Source organism: Bordetella genomosp. 8 (genome assembly GCF_002119685.1).
Classification (GTDB): Bacteria; Pseudomonadota; Gammaproteobacteria; order Burkholderiales; family Burkholderiaceae_B; genus Bordetella_C.
Map to the genome: position 1 here is coordinate 4,347,070 of NZ_CP021108.1, position 18,986 is coordinate 4,366,055.

Consider the following 18,986-nt stretch of genomic DNA (forward strand, 5'->3'; position numbering starts at 1 on the left):
CGACAACCCTTGCGACTACCCTTACGACAGCCGGGTCGTGATGGCCTTGGTTTCCAGGTAGTTGTTCAACACCGCCTGGCCCATTTCCCGACCCCAGCCGGACTGCTTGTAGCCGCCGAACGGCAAGGCGGCGTCGAACACGTGGTAGCAGTTGATCCATACCGTACCGGCGCGCAAGCGGTTGGCGATGCTCATGGCGCGGCCTTCGCTACCCGACCAGACGCCGGCGGCCAGGCCGTAGACCGTGTTATTGGCCTGCGCGATCAAGGCATCGTCGACTTCGTCGAAGGGCGTCGCCACCAGCACCGGGCCGAAGATCTCTTCCTGCACGACCTTCATGTCCGGCTTCGTGTCCACCAGGATGGTCGGCTCGACGAAGTATCCGCCGCCGCCCAGCCCCTTGCCGCCGCAAACCGCACGCGCGCCCTGGGTCTTGCCCGACTCCAGATAGCCCGTCACGCGCTCGTACTGCACCTGCGACACCAGCGGCCCCATCTGGGTGCTTTCGAGCAGGCCGTGGCCCAGCGTGATCTTGCCGGCCTGTTCGGCGATGCCCTCCACCACCTTGTCGAAGATATTGCGCTGTACGTACAGTCGCGAGCCGGCATTGCAGCATTGCCCATGGTTGAAGAAGATGGCAGCGGCCGCGCCGGGAATGGCGATGTCCAGGTCCGCGTCGCCCAGCACGATATTGGGCGACTTGCCGCCCAGCTCCAGGCTGACTTTCTTCAGGTCCCGCGAAGCGGCCTGCACGATCAGCTTGCCCACTTCCGTGGACCCGGTGAATGCCACCTTGTCGACGCCGGGGTGGGCCGCCAGCGCGGCGCCCGCGGTCTCGCCGAACCCGGCGACGATATTGACGACGCCCGGCGGCAATTCCGCTTCCATCAGCAGCTCGCCCAGGCGCAGCGCGGAAAGCGGCGTTTCTTCCGCGATCTTCAGCACCACGGTGCAACCCGTGGCCAGGGCTGGCGCCAGCTTCCACGCCGCCATCAGCAGCGGAAAGTTCCAGGGGATGATCTGCCCGACCACGCCGATGGGCTCCGGACGCGTCATCGATACGAATTCCATGCCGGGAGCCGCCAGGGCGGAAATGGGTATGGTCTTGCCTTCTATCTTGGTCGCCCAGCCGGACATGTAGTGGAACATGTCGGCCGACAGCACGACGTCGGCGACGCGGGCGACCGACCTGGGCTTGCCGTTGTCGATGGCTTCGAGTTCCGCCAGTTCGTCGGCATGCTGCAGGATCAGGTCGCCGATGCGATGGATCATCCGGCCACGCGCCGACGCCGTCATGCGCGACCACGGACCGCTTTCGAAAGCGCGGCGCGCGGCCCGCACCGCCGCGTCGACGTCCGCCTTGTCGCCTTCGGCGACCCGGGCGATGACCTCGCCGGTGGCCGGATCATGCACCTGGAAGGTCTTGCCGGAATCGGCCTGCACCCATTTCCCGTCGATCAGCATGGGCCGAGGCTGCGACAGCCACTTCTCCAGGTCCGGAGATAGGGCGGGACGGGTCTTCAAGTCTGCTGGACTGTTCATGATGGTCTCCTGGATGGGATCCCGGCGGGACCCCGCTGCGCGAATGCTGCGCGGGCCCGTACCGGCGTGGCGGTCGGGCCTCTCGTCTCTTATGCATCACGGGTATAACGCCCGGAAGGGCATGCGCACAATCCCGCCCCCTTTATGCACCCAGGAGGCGACGGACTCATCAAAACGGGACGACGGATGCGTGGGGAGGCATTCCCGGAGGCACCAAGCCCATGCGAACAGGCCCGGAAGCGGGCCGCCGCGCACCACCTTCGGGCATGGCGCCCTAGATGGACGTGCCGAGCACCCGATCCACCATATCGACCATGAGCGTCAGGTCGAAAGGTTTGGCGATGAAGGCGGAATACTGCGGGCAGGCCTTGACGATGGACTCTTCGGGCAAGCCGCTCATGACGATGACCGGGACTTCTTCCAGATAGGCGTTGTCGCGCATGGCGGTAAGCAGCGACGCGCCGCCCATGCCCGGCATCATCACGTCGGATACCACCAGGTCCGGCTGCACTTCCAGCATCCTGGTCAACGCCGTCAAACCGTCGTTCTCGACGTACACCGTGTGGCCGGCGCCGCTGAGCGCATCGTGCACTACCCTGGCGAGCGATGCCTCGTCGTCCACCACCATGATTTTTGCCATATCCACTACTCCGTGCGCGCCCATGCGCGTCCGCCATGTTCCTGCTGTCCCGCCTGCGGGTATCGACTCACGACCGAAGGAATACGCACGCAAGCATCGTGCCTGGATTGGTCGCCGCAACCGGCCGGCGCGATCGGTGACCGCAACCGGGCGCGTAAGATACAGCAAATCCCCACGCCCTACGCGCAGATCTCGAGGGGTCCTCGTTCGTCACGCGAATTTCGCGACTTGCGTGATATTCGGCGCGTTCGCGGCTTTCTGGAAGCATTGGTTGATCTGGTTGCATTTGCCGGCCTCGCGCCAGGGCGAGCGGTGGCGGCCCGGCGATTGCTAGAATGCGTTCCCATGCCCCACCCCACCCGGATGCTCCGCGCTGATTCCGGCACACGCCTGATGCTGTGCCTGCTTCTGCTCGCGGTCAGCCTGCGTGCCATGATCCCGGTGGGTTATATGCCGGACACCGCCGCACTGCGGCATGGCGTGGTGCGCATCAGCCTGTGCACGTCCACCGGCGCCGTGTCCGTCCTGCAATTGGTGACAGGCGGGCAGGCACATACGGGGCATGACCACGATTCCGACTCGAACCACATGGCCGGGGCCGAATGCCCGTTCTGGGCCTCCGCCCACCTGGCCGCGGATCTCCCTTCCCTGGCGCTGACGCCTTTCCTGGTGGCCGTCCGCGACGAAGCCGTGCGCTTCGTCGCGCCGGCCGAGCTGCCGCCCCTGCCGCCCGCCGGCCCGCCGCTGGGCTCGCGCGCACCGCCCCTGGCCTGACGATACCCCGCGTCCACCGCAGTCCGCGCACGCGCGGGACTGCGCTCGTCTGCCCAAAGCACAGGTGCATCCCATGCCAGATACTTCCTATCGCGGCGCGCCCGCGCGCGCCGGCGTCCCCCGTACGGCCGCCGGCACCGCATTGATGGCGCTCATCACGCGCTTGCATTTCTACGTCGGCCTTTTCGTCGGCCCCTTCATCCTGGTTGCCGCGGTGACCGGGACGCTGTTCGTGCTCACCCCGCAACTGGAGGACCGCCTGTACGCGGACCAGTTGTACAGCGACGCGACCGGTCCCGCTAATACGCTGACCGAACAGATCGCCGCGGCACGCGCGGTGATCGGTCCGCAAGCCAGGCTGGCCGCCATCCGCCCCGCCCCCGCGCCGGGCACCACCACGCGCGTCATGTTCGCCCAGCCGGGGCTGCAGGATTCGGAACATCGCGCGATATTCATCGACCCGGTCACGCTGGCCGTCAAGGGCGACTTGAACGTCTACGGCACCAGCGGCACCCTGCCCTTGCGCACCACGCTGGATACCTTGCATCGCAACCTCATGCTGGGTGACCTGGGCCGCAACTACAGCGAGCTGGCGGCTTCGTGGCTCTGGTTCGCCGCGCTGGGCGGGATCCTGCTATGGGCCTACGGCCGCCGCCGCAACGCAGTGCTGGCGACCGCCCGGTCCGGCGCGGCCGTTGGCCGGCCGCGCCTGCGGCGCTGGCACAGCCTGATCGGCCTGTGGATCGCCATCGGGCTGTTCTTCCTGTCGGCGACGGGATTGACGTGGTCGCGCTGGGCCGGCGGCAATATCAACGTCGTGAGGCAGGAATTGGGCTGGTTCACGCCCGGCCTGGCCACCAGCCTGAAACCGGGCGCCGCGGCCCCCACAGGCGGCGAGCACGCCGAGCACATGGCGCACATGGAACATATGGGACACATGGCGACTGGCGGCCAGGCCATGGCCATGGCGGCGCCCGTGCGGTCCGGTGACGAAACGCAGTTCGACCGCGTGGTGGCCACGGCGCGCGCGGCCGGCATCGACGCCAGCGGCATCGAAGTCCGTCCGCCGCGCAAGCCCGACCAGGCCTGGACGGTGCGCGAAGTCGACCGCTCCTGGCCCACGCAGGTCGACGCCGTCGCCATCGACGGCCGCGACATGTCCGTCGTCAGCCGCGCGGATTTTGCCACCTTCCCGCTGGTGGCCAAGCTGATCCGCTGGGGCATAGACATGCATATGGGCATCCTGTTCGGCTGGGCCAATCAGTTGCTGATGGCCGCCTTCGGCATTGCCCTCAGCACCATGGTCGTGCTGGGCTATGCGATGTGGTGGCGGCGCCGGCCCGTGCCGGGCTCCCCCGTGCTGACGGTCACCCAGGCCTGGGGCCGCCTGCCGGGATGGCAACGCGGCGTCGCCGTGCTGCTGGCCGCGGCGCTGGGGTGGAGCCTGCCGCTGATGGGCCTCAGCCTCCTGGCCTTCCTGGTGGTCGATCTGCTGCGCTGGCGCCTGGCCGCGGCGCCGCCGTCGGCCGCGCGTCGCGCTCTACGTCCTTGATGACGTCGACGAAGGCGCGCAGGCCCGCCGGCACCAGCCGGTGGCTGGGGTAGTACAGGTAGTGGCCGTCAAAGGGCGGCGTCCAGTCGTCCAGCAGGGTCGCGAGCTGGCCGCTGTCGATGGCCGGCCTGGCCGTGTCTTCCCAGACGAAGGCCACGCCCAGGCCCTTGATCGCGGCGGACACCATCAGGTCCATGCTGTCCAGGGTAATGGGGCCGTCCGCGTCGAATTTCAGTTCCTGGCCGTGACGCTTGAACTCCCAGCGGTACATCTTGCCGCTGGGCAGCCGGAAGCGGATGCATGGATGCCGGGCCAATTCATCCGGCGTGCGCGGCGTGCCGGCGCGCCGCAGATAGGCAGGCGCGGCCACGCACACCAGGCGACCATCGCCGCCGAACGGCACCGCGACCATGTCGCGCGGCAGCGACTCCCCCAGCCGCACGCCCGCATCGAAACCCTCGGCGACGATATCCACCAACCGCCCTTCGACCACCAGGTCGACGTGTATGCCCGGATAACGCTGCAGGAAGGTCGGAACGATGCGCTCCATCAGTATGCGCGCCGCCGGCTCGGCGGCGTTGATCCGCACGCTGCCGGTCGGCTGCTCGCTCAGGGTGCCGACGTCGGCCAACGCCTGGTCCAGCTCAGCCAGGATGGGCGAGAGGTTGCGGAAGAAGCGCGCGCCTGCCTCGGTCGGCGCCACGCTGCGCGTGGTGCGGTGGAAAAGGCGCAGGGCCAACCGCTGCTCCAGCGCCCGCATCATGTGGCTGAGCGTCGAGGCGGACATGCCCAATTCGTCGGCGGCGGCTCGAAAACTGGCGTGGCGCACGATCGCCGCGAAGGCGGTCAATTCGGTCAAGCTGGGACGTTGATTCATGGGATTTCGCCAGTAGGCCATGCCAATTCTAGGGCATAGACCCACTAATCGGCGCTACCTATACTGCCTGCGACGCGTCGCCGCGGCGCTGCCGGACCCCGATCCGGAAGGTGGCGGCGCCGAGCTGTCCCTCCTACACGTCCGCGCCCGGCCGGTCCCGGCCCGCCCACGAGGACGCGCATTACTCGAAGGAATCACCATGCAAACCACCAAGGCCTTTGGCGCGCAGTCGGCCACGACCCCGCTCGCCCCGTTGACGATCGAACGCCGCGAACCCGGCCCCAACGACGTCGCCATACAGGTTCTGTATTGCGGGGTCTGCCACTCCGATCTGCACACCGTGCGCGGCGAATGGGAAGGCATCCGTTTCCCGTCGGTGCCCGGCCACGAAATCGTCGGCCGCATCAGCGCCGTCGGCAAGGACGTCTCGCGCTTCAAGCTGGGCGACATCGTGGGCGTGGGCTGCATGGTCGACAGCTGCCGCACCTGCCCCTCCTGCCGCGACGGGCTACAGCAGTATTGCGAAGGCCCGCACGGATTCCAGGGCACCTACAACGGCTGGCTGGACGGCAGCGGCGAAAACACCTACGGTGGCTATTCCGCCAGCGTGGTGGTCGATGAGTACTTCGTCCTGAAGATCAGGCATGGCGAAGCCGACCTGGCCGCCGCCGCGCCGCTGCTGTGCGCCGGTATCACCACCTGGTCGCCGCTGCGTCATTGGAACACCGGGCCGGGCAAGAAAGTGGGCGTGGTCGGCGTCGGCGGCCTGGGCCATATGGGCATCAAACTGGCGCACGCGCTGGGTGCGCACGTCGTCGCGTTCACCACCTCGCCATCCAAGGTCGAAGAAGCCCGCAAGCTGGGCGCCGACGAGGTCGTGGTTTCGCGCGACGCCGGCGCCATGGCGCAGCATGCACGCAGCTTCGACTTCATCCTGAACACCGTGGCCGCGTCGCATGACCTGGACGCCTTCATGGCCCTGCTCAAGCGCGACGGCGCCATGACGCTGGTGGGCATCCCGGCGACCCCGCATCCTTCGCCCAACGTCGGCAACCTGATCATGGGCCGCCGCTCGCTGGCCGGTTCCTTGATCGGCGGCATTCCGGAAACCCAGGAAATGCTGGATTTCTGCGCCGAGCACGGCATCACGGCCGACGTCGAAATGATCGATATGCACGATATCGAAAACGCCTATGCCCGCATGCTGAAGAGCGACGTGAAGTACCGCTTCGTCATCGACATGGCGACGATCTGACGAACATGCGGCCTGTCCTTACAATCGCGGGATCGCATGAAAGGAGCAGGCCGCATGGAACCGGAATTCTGGCTGGAGCGCTGGCGCGAAGGCCGCACGCATTTCCATCAAACCCGCATCTCGCCGCCCCTCGAACGTTTCTGGCCCACGCTGGAATTCGCACGGGGCAGCCGCGTCCTGGTGCCATTGTGCGGCAAATCGCTGGACATGCTTTGGCTCGCGGAGCGCGGCCTGCACGTGCTGGGCGTCGAATTGTCGCCGCTGGCCGTGCAGCAATTCTTCGATGAGCACGGCCTGGCGCCGCGGGTGCGGCGGTCCGCGCTGGGCGAGCATTACAGCGTCGACTACGGCGCCAGCGACGACTCGCGCCATGGCCCCGGCCACATCGAAATCATCCGCGGCGATATCTTCGATCTCGACGCCGATACCCTGCGCGCCTGCGCCGGCGTCTTCGATCGGGCCGCCCTGGTCGCGCTGCCGCGCGACATGCGCGAGCCCTACGTGCGCCACATCTATGGCCAGCTCGCCGACGACTACCAGGGCCTGCTCGTCACGCTGGACTACCCACAAGCGGAGATGGACGGTCCGCCCTTCTGCGTCGACGACGAAGAAGTCCAGGCCTTGTACGCCGGTCATTCCGTGGCGGAACTGATCTATCGACGCGACATCCTGGCGCTCGAACCGAAATTCCAGAAAGCCGGCGTCAGCCGGCTTGACGCGCTCGCATATCGCCTGCGGCGCCGCCGCTGAGACCGCCGCGGCCGCCCTGTGCGTAGCCACGGCCAGGCCCGGGCTCGCCGCTTGCTTCGCTCGCCCGTTCATCTACAGATGAGCTAACCTTTGTGGAACCCGCCCAACTGACCACAAGCTGAAGGCGGGATACACCAACATGCTAGGAGGGTACAGGCATGGCCAATTCCATCGACAAACCGGTGGTCCTGGTGCTGATGGGCGTATCGGGCTGCGGCAAGACCACCGTGGCCGCTATTCTTTCGGGCCGTCTGGATTGGCCTTTCGAAGAAGGCGACGCCCTGCACCCCCAATCCAATATCGACAAGATGCATGCGGGCCACCCGCTGACCGACGAGGACCGCGCGCCCTGGCTGGAAAAGGTCGCGCAGTGGGTCGAGGCGCGCCTCGATGCCGGTGAAAACGGGCTGATCACCTGCTCGGCGCTGAAGCGTCCTTATCGCGACGTCATCAACCGGCGCGGCCATGGCGTGGAGTTCGTGTACCTGGCCGGGTCCAAGGAGACCATCGCGGCCCGCCTCGCCGCCCGCCACGGGCACTTCATGCCCCCCACCCTGCTGGACAGCCAGTTCGACGCCCTGCAGGAACCCACGGCCGACGAACCCGCCATCCGCGTGGACATCGGACCGGCGCCCTCCGCCATCGCCAACACCATCATCCAGACGCTGGGCCTGAATACGACAACGGAAAAAAAGGAAAACCAATGAGCCCGTCCACCGTATTGACGTCGCACGACACCCAGGTCCTGATCGTCGCCGCGATCGGCATCGTGCTCCTGGTCGTGTTGATCGTCTGGCTGAAGCTTCATGCCTTCATCGCGCTCACCATCGGCGCGCTGTTCGTGGGCGTCGGATCGGGCATCCCGCTGGAAAAGGTCACGGCCTCGTACGAAGCGGGTGTCGGCGGCGTCCTGGGCTACGTCGGCGTGTTGATCGCGCTGGGCGCGATGCTGGGCAAGCTGCTGGCCGATTCAGGTGGCGCCGACCAGGTCGTGGAGCGCATCCTGCGGGGCCGCCCCGCCGCCTTGCCATGGAAAATGGCGCTGGTGGCCAGCATCATCGGCATTCCCATGTTTTTCGAGATCGGGCTGGTGCTGCTGATTCCGGTCGTCATGCTGGCCGTCCATAAGTCGAAAGGACCCGCCATGCGGCTGGGCATACCCGCCTTGGCCGGCCTGTCGGTGCTGCACGGGTTCATCCCGCCGCATCCGGGCCCGCTGGCCGCCATCGCGATCCTGCACGCGGACGTCGGCGTGACCCTGGCGCTCGGCCTGCTGATCGCCATCCCGACGGTCGCCGTCGGCGGCCCGCTGTTCGGCATGCTGGCCGCGCGCATGGTCCCCATCGGCGCCGCCGGCGCGGGCCTGGCCGTGACCGGCTCCGACCGCAACTCGGCGGTGTCGGCCGACGACCGCACGGGCGTGGAGGATGCCGACGTGAAGGCGGCCCGCGCGCCTTCCTTCGCCGTCACGCTGATCACCCTGCTTTCGCCCATCGTGCTGATGCTGGTGAAGGCCGGCGCGGATATCTGGATGGACAAGAACGCGCCGGCGCGCCATGTGCTGGACTTCATCGGCGACCCGGTGTTCGCCCTGCTGGTCGCGGTCCTGCTGGCGATGGTGACCTTCGGCACAGCGGTCGGCTTCAACATTTCGGTGCTCGGCAAGAAGATCGCCGCAAGCCTGCTGCCGGTGGTGGGCGTCATGCTCATCGTCGGCGCCGGGGGCGGTTTCAAGCAGGCCCTGGTGGACGGCGGCACCGGCGCGGCCATCGCCAAGATCGCCCTCGCCACGGGACTGTCGACGCTGGTGCTGGGCTGGATCGTGGCGGTGTTCATCCGCCTGGCGACGGGTTCGGCCACCGTCGCCACCGTGACGGCCGCCGGCATCGTCGCGCCGCTGGCCGCCAACCTGCCGCCCAACCACCTGTCCCTGGTCGTATTGGCGATCGGCGCCGGTTCGCTGTTCTTCTCGCACGTCAACGACGCCGGGTTCTGGCTGGTCAAGGAGTACTTCGGCCTGACCGTGGGCCAGACCATCAAGACCTGGTCCTTCATGGAAACCATCCTGGCGGTCATGGGCCTGGTTTTGACTTATGGCCTTTCCCTGGTGATGTGAAGCATCGCAAGGCCGCGGACTGCACCGACATAGTGCAGTCCGCCCCGCCCACTGTCTGAAACGCACGACAGGGCCGACACGCGGCTATCCCCCTTTGCCGCACTGCGTTATAACTAGCCTCATAAGGTTTCAAAACGTACAAAAACCCCTTGTCCTGCGGGGCAAGCGGCGGCGCGACATCGCGCCCAACATGGGGAACGCGGCCCGGCCGCGCTTTTGGCCAAGGATGAAGCGTCATATCGTTTTTCGCCTGCTGGCGCGACTCAAGGTCGGCCGCAAGCTGTTGCTGATCTATCTGCTCGACCTGAGCGCCGTCGTTTTCATCAGCGGCATCCTGATACACGAGAAGTACCTGTCCATCGATTTCTCCAACAAGGAAATCCTGGGCAGCGCCTACGTGGCGATGGTGCGCGATGCATTGATCGACGTGTCGCTGGCGAGCACGGGACACGGCGTCGCGCCGGAAAAGCTGGCGCGGACCGCCGACGCGCTGGCCGACGCGCAGGACCGCTACGGCGCCCGCATGGAAAGCGCCCATCTGAACGAAAACCTGCGCCTGGCGCTGATCGGCCTGAACCCCGCTCCGCAGCCCGGCCAGCCGCCCATCGACCGCGCGGTGGACGCGAGCCGCGCCCTGATCACGCGAATCGGCAACCAGTCCAACCTGATCCTGGATCCGGACCTGGACAGCTACTACGCGATGTCGCTGTCCATCCTGCGCTATCCCGCGCTGCTGGATGCCCTGCATGGCATAGGCAAGCTGCTGGCCGGCGGCGACGCGACCATCCGCTCGCGCGACGACGCCCGCGCCCGCTACCTGCTGCTGGAAGGGCAATTGGACGCCGTGCTGCAAGGCCTGCGTTCCGACTTTTCCGAAGGCCGGGCCGCCAATCGCGATCTGGGACGCGCGATCGGCTCCGGCATGGATAGCCTGCTGGAGGCGATCGACGGCTACCGGCTGGCCGCGCGCGCCGCGCTGGATGGCGGCGACGTCGCCCTGGCCAGAAATGCGCAGCGCGACGTGGTGGCGTCCGTGCGCGATGTCTGGCTCACCACGGGCGACTATCTGGATACCCTGCTGCATTCCCGCGTGCGCGCCTTGTACTCGCGCATGTGGCTGCACCTGGGTACGGCGCTGTTCCTTTTGTTCTGCATCCTGGGCATGGTGTATTTCGTGGCCCAGCAGATCTCCCGCCCGCTCCGCCACCTGGCACGCGTGATGGACCGCGTCAGGCGCACCGGCGACCACACACAACGCGCGTCGTGGGACAGCCAGGACGAGATCGGACAGCTGGTGCGTGGCTTCAACGAAATGCTGGGCCAGTTGGACCGCGAGCGCGACGTCCAGAAGGAGCTGGCCGCCACGGCCCGCGCCGCCGCCGCCCAGCAATCGCTGGTGGAAGCGACCCCGGTCCCGATGATGGTCACGGCGGTGCCGGGACACGAAGTGCTGCACGCCAATCAACCCGCGCTGGCCTGGCTGGGCGGACGCACGGTGGATCCCTGGATGCACGGCATGGAATCGGCCGTGCGCGCCCGCTTTTTCCAGCAATTGTCCGACCATGATGCCGTCGATGAATTCGAGGTCCTGTGGAAGGCCGGCGCCGAGCCCACCTGGGCCATGCTGTCGGCGCGGCGGCTGCAGTTCCAGGGCCGCGATGCCGTCCTGACGGCCTTCACGCCGATCAACCAGATCAAGCTGATGGAGCAACGCCTGGAACTCTGGGCCAAGGTCTTCGAGGCCTCCTCCGAAGCCATCCTTATCCTGGACGCCGACCGCACCCTGCTCAGCGCCAACGCCTCCTTCTACCGGTCGACCGGCTTTTCCACCGCCGACGTGGTCGGCAAGACGCCGGACTTCATCGTGGCCGACAATGCCAGCGAACCCCTGCTGAAAGACCTGACGGTCAATCTGGAGCGCGCCAGCACATGGAGCGGCGAAGCGCAGGTACGGCGCCGCCAGGGCGGCGACTTTCCCGCCTGGCTGATGGTGAACGCCGTGCGCGACAAGGGCGCCGTCGTGTCGCACTATATCTGCACCGTCATCGACATCACCGACCGCAAGAAGAGCGAAGCGCGCATCCGCTTCCTGGCCGAACATGACGTGCTGACCCAACTGCCCAATCGCGCCCTCTTCACCAAGGAACTCGGGCGCGCGCTGGACGATGGCCCGCGCACCGAACGGCGTTGCGCGGTGCTGTTCATCGACCTGGACCGGTTCAAGGACATCAACGATTCGCTCGGCCACCACATCGGCGACGGCCTGCTGAAATCCGTCTCGCGCCGCCTGCTGCAGGCGGTGCGCGGGCGCGATACCGTCAGCCGCCTGGGCGGCGACGAATTCACCGTCATCCTGGCCGACGTCGGCACGCGCGCCGACGTCGAGCAACTGATTTCCGATCGCCTGATCCCGCTGGTGCGCGAGCCGCACGAAATCGGCGGCGTGACCTTGCAGGTGTCCTGCAGCGTGGGCGTGGCGATGTATCCGGATGACGGCGTCGACATCGACACCCTGATGCAGAACGCCGACGCCGCCATGTACCAGGCCAAGGCCGGCGGGCGCAACCAGTTCAAGTTCTTCTCGCCAGACATGGCCGAACGCGCGCGGATGCGGCTGGCGATCGAGGCCGGCCTGCGCACCGCCGTCGAGCATCGCGAACTCTCGCTCGTGTTCCAGCCGTGCATCGACGCCACCACCGGCACCACCGTGGGCGCGGAAGCGCTGCTGCGCTGGACCAATCCGCAACTGGGCAGCGTGCCGCCCGCGCGCTTCATTCCCATCGCCGAGGAAACCCGCCTCATCATTCCCATCGGGACCTGGGTCATCGAGGAAACCTGCCGCCATCTGGCGGCCTGGCGTGACCAGGGCATGGGCAACCTGCGCATCTCCATCAACCTGTCCGCAATCCAGTTGCGCGAACCGGAACTGCTGGAAACCCTGCGCGCCAGCCTGGCCGAGCACGAGATCGCCGGTGAATGGCTGGAACTGGAAATCACCGAAACCGTGCTGATGGGCCAGGCCGAAAGCTACCTGGACGCCATCCACGCCCTGCGCTCGCTGGGCGTGCGGCTGTCGCTGGACGATTTCGGCACGGGCTATTCCAGCCTGAGCTATCTGAACCGCTTTCCGCTGGACCGCCTGAAGATCGACAAGACCTTCGTGCGCGACATGATCGACGCGCCGGCGGACATCGCCGTGGTCAAGGCCATCATCGAGCTGGGTCACGAACTGGGGCTGCGCGTGGTGGCCGAAGGCGTGGAAAGCGAACAGGAAGCGACGACGCTACGCCGCATCGGCTGCGACCAGTTGCAAGGCTACCTGTACGGACGGCCGATGCCCGGCTCGCAACTGCCCGCCTGGGTCGCGGCACGCGAGCGCGAGCCGGTGTGGGCAACGGCGTAGGGCTCAGACGCCGCGCACGAAGGCCGCCAACTCCTGGTTGAACCGGTCCGGGAATTCCTGGAACGGCGAATGCCCGCAGTCCTCGTACCAGGATATGCGCGCGTGCGGAATGGCCTCCGCGATCATGCGGGCGGCCTCGGGGAGCACCACGGCATCCTGCGTTCCCTGCGTGACCAGGACGGGAACGCGCACCTGGCGCAGCGCCTGGATGGTCTCCACCGGATCGGTGTGCCAGGCGGCCGCCGCGCGCCGCACCGGCACCGGCACGATGGCGTTGTAGCAGAGCGCCCGCTCGTACAGGCTACGGGCCGGCCGGCGGTGGTAGCACGCATCCAGGAAGGCGATCGTGTGCTCGACCTCCTGAGACACCGTCGACGCCGCCACGCGCTGCGCCGTGGGCGTGGCCGGACCGACGGCGCGTGCGTCTTCGATCACGCGCGAGCCGACGAAGTTGACGCCGCCCAGCGCGCGGTCGCCATGGCGCATCAGGTATTGCCGCAGCACGCGGCCGCCCATGGACCAGCCGACGGCCACGGGCCGCCGCAAGCGTTTGGCCTCCAGGACCGCCGCGATGTCGTCCGCCCAGTGGCTGTGATGCTGGTACGCCGCGGCATCCTGCGGCTTGTCGGCGGCGCCATGGCCGCGCAGATCAACGGCCACGATGCGGAACTCGCTGGCGAGTTCGCTGGCAATCTGCGGCGCGAAGCACAGGTGGCACTGGGCCACGCCATGTATCAGCAGCATCTCCTTGCCATCCGGATTGCCCCATTCGTAGGCCGCAAGCCGCACGCCGCCGGCGCCCGTCACCATCAGCGGCGCGACGTCCGGCACCATCCAGCGTCGATCTTCGTCGTGCGTATCCATCAGCTCGATATCTCCTCCAGCGGGCGGCGCAAGGTGCGCGGGCCGAATATGGCGATGACCAGGATCATCAGCACCATGGCGACGCCCATGAAGGCCGCCACGCCGGGCGTACCGCCGACGCCCAGGAAAAAGCCGATCAACAGCCCCACGATGGCGGCGCTGGCGCGCCCCCAGCCATACACGAAACCCACCGCGCGGCCGCGAAGGCGCGTCGGAAACTGCTCCGCCTGGTAGCTGTGGAAGATAAACGAGAGCCAGTTGTTCGACAAGGTGACCAGCACGCCGAACACGATCACCGCCGCCGGACTGACCTGCATGGCGAACAGCACCATGAACGCGCCGATGCCCACGCCCGCGCAAACGATCTGCCACTTGGGCTCCATGCGGTCCGCGACGAGCAGGCCCAGCAGCGGGCCGAAAGGATTGGCGATGGCAATGATGAAGGCATACTGCAGGCTCTTGGTGATCTCCACGCCCTTGGCGATCAACAGCGTGGGCACCCAGGCGCTGAATCCGTAGAAGCCGATCACCGCCAGCAGGTTGAACACCGACATGACGATCAGCCGCTTGCGATGCGGTGGCCGCAGCAATTCGGAAAAATGTCCCTTGGATTCGACGCGCGCCGAAGCCGGCACCTGAGCCGGCGGCAGCGGATGTCCCAGCTCGCGTTCGGCGCTGGCTTCGATCTGCCGCATGATGCGCTCGGCACGGTCCCGCTGGCCGTGCATCGCCAGCCAGCGTGGGCTTTCCGGCAGCGCGCGACGCAACCACCAGGCCGCCAAGGCGCCCACCGACGCGATGATGGCGACCCAGCGCCAGCCATCCAGGCCGAATATCTGCAGCGGCACCAGCAGCCATCCCAGCAACGCGACCACCGGCACGATCAGGAACTCGATGAACTGGTACAGGGCGAAGGCCCGTCCACGCGCATTTGGCGGTACCAGCTCGGGGATGAAGGTGTCGATGGTCACCTGCTCCAGGCCCAGGCCGATGGACGCGATGAAGCGGAACAGGTCGACGCCGCCGGCCGTATGCTGGAAGGCCATCAGCAAGGTTGCCAGGGAATACCACACCAGCGATACGGTGAAGATCGCGCGGCGGCCCGCGCGGTCCGCGATGAAGCCGAAGAAGATGGTGCCGACGAACATCCCGGCGAAGGTGCAGAACACGAAAAAGCCGACGCCGCTCAGGCCGAAGAAGTGCAGCGAACTGGTGGCGAACAGCCCGCTCTTGACCAGTCCCGGCGCGATGTAGGCCGTCATGAACAGGTCGTACAGCTCGAATATCGCTCCGATCGAGATCAGGAAGACGAAGTGCTTGGCCGTCTTCGAATACGGCAGGCGATCCAGGCGCGCCGCGACCTGCAGCGCGTATTCATCGTTGGCGGGGTCGTGGGATGCGGCGGCCGGCATGGCGGCGGATGACGGGGGTGTCGCGGCTTCGGCGGTGGGCGGGCGCGCGGCAGCCCGCGCCGCGCCGTCGGGGGCGTGGGTGTCCATATGCTCTGTCTCCGGAATCGTTATTGTTGTGATGCGTGGCGAATATTCCGGCTACATCGCAGGGGACGCAAGCCAAATAAACGCAGGTGCCGCATGACAAAAAATCATGTCTTGCCGGCGGAGCGCCTGCCGGGGCCGGCTTCCTCATAAGGCGTGGTCTGCACCATGGCCAGCAGATTGGCCACCGCGGGCGCGAGAGGGCCCGATCGATACGCGATGCCCAGCGTGGCCCGCAAGTCCGTTTCCTTGAGCGGTACGTAGCGGACGTCGTCGATGCGCGCGTGGCGCATGCATGCGGGCACCACCGTCACGCCCAGCGAGCTGGCCACCAGGTTGATGGTGGAAGAAATCTGCGGCGCATGTTGCACGATCCTCGGACTGAAGCCGAGCGCTTCGCAGGCCGTGACGATCATGTCGGACAGGCCGAACCGCGTCGCCCGCGGATAGAGCAGAAACGGCTCGTCTTTCAGTTCTTCCAGGCCCAGGGCCTTGCGCCGCGCCAGGCGGTGCTTGCGCGGCAACGCCACCACCATGGGCTCCGTCGAGATCAACCGGAAGCGCACCGTATCGTCCATGCCTATCGGCAGGCGCACGAAAGCGATATCGATCCGGCCCTGCCGCAGCGACTGCACCAGTTGCACGGAACGATTTTCCTCCAGGGTCATCTCGACATTGGGATAGCGGTCCCGGTATCGATGCAGCGCGGTGGTGACTTCCGCGCAAAAGGAAGCCGATTCGGTAAAACCGACGCCTATGCGCCCCACCAGGCCCTGCGCGCTCTGCTTGCACCGCAGCGCGGCCTTGCCGACACGATCCAGGATTTCGCGCGCATCTTCGAGCAGCACGCTGCCGGCCTCGGTGAGGCGCACGTTGCCGGGCTGCCGATCGAACAGGCGCACGCCCAGTTCACGTTCCAGCATCTTGATCTGGTACGTCAGCGGCGGCTGGGCGATACCGATGCGCTGCGCCGCGCGGGTGAAATGCAACTCCTCCGCCGTGACGACGAAATAACGAAGATGACGCAGGTCCATGGCGGCGGCGGCTCCATACAAAACATGTATTGCGGAAGGGTGCTCAATATATTAGACAGGCAGAAAGTGGGTGTCTAGACTGCATTCCGGTCCAGAGAGGAGACATCCCATGAATAAAGAATCGACCGGCATCCCGGCATCGGCGGCCCACGAACAACCGGCGTCCACGCGGCGCGCTTTCCTGCAGGCGGCGGCTGCCGCACTGGCGCTCCCGGCCGCGCAGTTTCTTCCCGGCCTGGCTCGCGCCGCCGACAATTGGCCGGCCCGGCCCATCCGCTTCGTCGTGGGTTTTCCGCCCGGCCAGACCACCGACGTCATCGCGCGTGCCTACGCCGCGGCACTGCAGCAGAGCCTGGGCACACCCATCATCGTCGACAACAAGGCGGGCGCGAACGGCATCGTGGCGGCGCAGTTCGTCAAGGCGGCCGAGCCGGACGGCTACACGCTGCTGTTCGGCACGTCGGGGCAGATGGTCATCAATCCTTCGCTCTATGCGCATTTGAGCTATGACACCGCAAAGGACTTCGTGCCCGTCGCTCCGATCGCTCGCGGGCGGCTGTTCCTGGTCGTCAACAATGACCTGCCGGTGCGGACGCTGCCGGAACTGCTGGCATACGCCAAGGCGCATCCCGGCCAATTGCGCTTCGGCTCCGGCGGGATAGGCATCACGTCCCATCTGGCCATGGAAATGCTGAAGTCGGCGACCGGCCTCGATGCCTTCCACGTGCCGTACAAGGGTTCCCCCGCCGCGCTGAATGGATTGATCGGCGGTGAAGTCCAGACCCTGTTCGATTCCGGCGGATCGCTGTTGCCGCTCGTCAAGGCGGGCAAGATGCGCGCCATAGCGGTGTCGACGCTGGATCGCGACCCGGGCTTGCCCAACGTCCCCACCGTGGCCGAACAGGGCGTGCCGGGCTTCCAGGTGTATGCCTGGAACGCGGTCCTGGCGCCGCTCGGAACGCCGGCGGCGGTCGTGCAGAAGCTCACCGCCGCCTTCGGGCAGGCGGCCGGCACCAGGGTCGTCGAATCGTCGCTCGCCGCGGCGGCGCACGACCCCTTGCCCGTCAAGCCGGCCGACCTGGGCCAGTTCATCAAGACGGAAACGGCTCGCTGGCACGAGGCAGTCGCCGCCGCCGGCATCAAGCCCGAATAAACCCAGGCAGGCCGCGTTATCCCGCCACACCGGCCCATGCTCAAACACCACGCGGACACACGGATTCCCATGCACATCACCCCGCCCGTTTCCACACGACCCGCCGCTGCCGCCAACCCGCAGGATGGCGCCTCGCCGACCCGGCGCCTGGCGGCGTTCGCCGCCAGCCTGCGGTTCGAAGACCTGCCGCGCGCGCTGGTCGAACAGATACGCCTGCACGTCCTGGACGGCATCGGCGTAAGCCTGCATGGCGCAACGCTGCCATGGACGCGCCACGTCGCCGACATGGTGATGGCGGAAGGCGGCCATCCGGTCGCATCCTTGTGGGGCCACCAGGGCGCACCGGAAGCACGCACGTCGGTGTCGCAGGCTGTCCTCGTCAACGCCACCGCGGGCCATGCCTTCGAGATGGACGACATCCACAAGGAGTCGATCCTGCATCCCAACTCGCTGGCCGTACCCGTCGCGCTGGCCTTGGCCCAGGCCCTGCCGGGCGTGAGCGGCCGGGAAGTGCTGGCGGCCATCGTCGCCGGCTATGAAGTCGGCACCCGCGTCGGCAATGCCGCCACCACACGGCTGTTCCTGAACGGATTCCACCCGCAGGGCGTCACCGGCACTTTCGTGGCCGCCGCGACGGCGGGCCGGATGCTCGGCCTGGGCGCGGACGCTATGACGCACGCCCTCGGCGTCGCGGGCTCCATGGGGGCGGGCCTGATGGCGGCGCAGGAAGGCGCCATGGTCAAGCGCCTGCATGCCGGACGCGCGGCGCAAGGCGGCGTCCATGCCGCCTATCTGGCGCAGCGCGGGTTCACGGGTATCGAGAACATCCTGGAAGCGGACTACGGCGGCTTCCTCAGCAGCTTTTCGACGGCCCCCCGCAACGAGCGGCTGACGGAAGGCCTGGGCACGCAATGGGAAGCCGGCGAGGTCGGCTTCAAGATGTACCCCAACGTCACCAGCATGCATGCCGCGCTGGATGCCTACAAGGATCTGCAGGCCGCGCACGGACTGCGTCCGGACGATGTCGAGCGCATCGAGGTCGGCTGCGGCCATATGACCTACGTCCATGTCGCCTGGCCCTACCGCCCCGTCAGCGTCACGGCGGCGCAGATGAACCTGTTCTACGGCCTGTCCGTGCTGGCCATGCGCGGCAGCCTGACGGTCGCCGACTACGACGACGCGCGCATCGGCGACCCGGCGGTGATTGCGTTCATGCAGCGCATCCATCCTTTCGAGGACGAGCGGATCGAAAGCAAGGGACCGGCCTTCCGCCACGCGGCCACGGTCCGGGTGCTGACCCGTGCCGGTGCCGTGCTGTCGCGCGAGGTATGGAATCGCCGCGGCAGCCCGGAGAATGCGGTTTCGCGCGAGGAAGTCGAAGAAAAATTTTTCGCCAACGTGGCCGGCCGCCTGCCGGCGCAATCCGCGCAACGCATCGCCGGCCTGGTCAACGCGCTTGACACGCTTCCCGCCATCGACGAACTTACCGCGCTGCTGTAGACCAACGCCAACGACGGAGCCCCCACACCA

General features: G+C 67.0%; 15 protein-coding genes. 9 read left to right on the forward strand and 6 right to left on the reverse strand.

The window, feature by feature from the left end:
- Window positions 1-21: 21 nt before the first annotated feature.
- Complete coding sequence (locus tag CAL12_RS19760) at window positions 22-1,542, reverse strand: aldehyde dehydrogenase family protein (RefSeq protein WP_086066181.1); 1,521 nt, start codon at window positions 1,540-1,542, stop codon at window positions 22-24.
- A 274-nt stretch (window positions 1,543-1,816) separates the two neighbouring features.
- Window positions 1,817-2,182 (reverse strand): response regulator, encoded by a 366-nt coding sequence (locus CAL12_RS19765; protein ID WP_157793037.1) that lies wholly within the window; start codon window positions 2,180-2,182, stop codon window positions 1,817-1,819.
- A 345-nt stretch (window positions 2,183-2,527) separates the two neighbouring features.
- Between CAL12_RS19765 and CAL12_RS19770 the strand changes: the two genes are divergently transcribed.
- Window positions 2,528-2,956: a DUF2946 family protein gene (locus CAL12_RS19770; protein WP_086066183.1), complete on the forward strand. Its 429-nt coding sequence runs from the start codon at window positions 2,528-2,530 to the stop codon at window positions 2,954-2,956.
- A gap of 73 nt (window positions 2,957-3,029) precedes the next feature.
- A complete protein-coding gene (locus tag CAL12_RS19775; protein ID WP_086066184.1) occupies window positions 3,030-4,508 on the forward strand; it encodes a PepSY-associated TM helix domain-containing protein in 1,479 nt (492 codons plus the stop codon).
- Here CAL12_RS19775 and CAL12_RS19780 read toward each other — a convergent pair.
- Window positions 4,417-5,385 (reverse strand): LysR family transcriptional regulator, encoded by a 969-nt coding sequence (locus CAL12_RS19780; RefSeq protein WP_086066185.1) that lies wholly within the window; start codon window positions 5,383-5,385, stop codon window positions 4,417-4,419. The genes CAL12_RS19775 and CAL12_RS19780 overlap by 92 nt on opposite strands.
- 199 nt (window positions 5,386-5,584) lie before the next feature.
- Here CAL12_RS19780 and CAL12_RS19785 point away from each other — a divergent pair, with 199 nt between their 5' ends.
- The 5 genes from CAL12_RS19785 to CAL12_RS19805 all read left to right on the forward strand — a co-directional run bounded on the left by CAL12_RS19785 (window position 5,585) and on the right by CAL12_RS19805 (window position 12,909).
- Window positions 5,585-6,640, forward strand: coding sequence for an NAD(P)-dependent alcohol dehydrogenase (locus CAL12_RS19785; protein ID WP_086066186.1), 1,056 nt, complete (start codon window positions 5,585-5,587; stop codon window positions 6,638-6,640).
- Window positions 6,641-6,694: 54 nt separating this feature from the next.
- Window positions 6,695-7,390, forward strand: a complete 696-nt coding sequence (locus CAL12_RS19790; protein ID WP_086066187.1) for a thiopurine S-methyltransferase — start codon at window positions 6,695-6,697, stop codon at window positions 7,388-7,390.
- Between the two features lie 158 nt (window positions 7,391-7,548).
- Window positions 7,549-8,097, forward strand: a complete 549-nt coding sequence (locus CAL12_RS19795) for a gluconokinase (protein WP_086066188.1) — start codon at window positions 7,549-7,551, stop codon at window positions 8,095-8,097.
- A complete protein-coding gene (locus tag CAL12_RS19800; protein WP_086066189.1) occupies window positions 8,094-9,506 on the forward strand; it encodes a GntT/GntP/DsdX family permease in 1,413 nt (470 codons plus the stop codon). The genes CAL12_RS19795 and CAL12_RS19800 overlap by 4 nt, the downstream gene beginning before the upstream one ends.
- Before the next feature lie 226 nt (window positions 9,507-9,732).
- Window positions 9,733-12,909: an EAL domain-containing protein gene (locus CAL12_RS19805; protein ID WP_086066190.1), complete on the forward strand. Its 3,177-nt coding sequence runs from the start codon at window positions 9,733-9,735 to the stop codon at window positions 12,907-12,909.
- Window positions 12,910-12,912: 3 nt separating this feature from the next.
- Here the strand turns inward: CAL12_RS19805 and CAL12_RS19810 are convergent, their stop codons facing one another.
- The 3 genes from CAL12_RS19810 to CAL12_RS19820 all read right to left on the reverse strand — a co-directional run bounded on the left by CAL12_RS19810 (window position 12,913) and on the right by CAL12_RS19820 (window position 16,303).
- Complete coding sequence (locus CAL12_RS19810) at window positions 12,913-13,773, reverse strand: alpha/beta fold hydrolase (RefSeq protein WP_086066191.1); 861 nt, start codon at window positions 13,771-13,773, stop codon at window positions 12,913-12,915.
- On the reverse strand, window positions 13,773-15,272 hold the full coding sequence (locus CAL12_RS19815) for an MFS transporter (protein ID WP_232464572.1): 1,500 nt from the start codon (window positions 15,270-15,272) through the stop codon (window positions 13,773-13,775). Before CAL12_RS19815 ends, CAL12_RS19810 begins: the two co-directional genes overlap by 1 nt.
- Window positions 15,273-15,376: 104 nt before the next feature.
- Window positions 15,377-16,303, reverse strand: a complete 927-nt coding sequence (locus CAL12_RS19820) for a LysR family transcriptional regulator (protein ID WP_086066192.1) — start codon at window positions 16,301-16,303, stop codon at window positions 15,377-15,379.
- A gap of 109 nt (window positions 16,304-16,412) precedes the next feature.
- On the opposite strand from CAL12_RS19820, the gene CAL12_RS19825 reads away from it, so the two are divergent.
- Window positions 16,413-17,456 carry a Bug family tripartite tricarboxylate transporter substrate binding protein gene (locus CAL12_RS19825; RefSeq protein ID WP_086066193.1) on the forward strand — a complete coding sequence of 348 codons (1,044 nt, stop codon included), beginning with the start codon at window positions 16,413-16,415 and terminating at the stop codon, window positions 17,454-17,456.
- A 69-nt stretch (window positions 17,457-17,525) separates the two neighbouring features.
- Window positions 17,526-18,956, forward strand: coding sequence for an MmgE/PrpD family protein (locus CAL12_RS19830; protein ID WP_157793038.1), 1,431 nt, complete (start codon window positions 17,526-17,528; stop codon window positions 18,954-18,956).
- The last annotated feature ends 30 nt before the right edge of the window (window positions 18,957-18,986 follow it).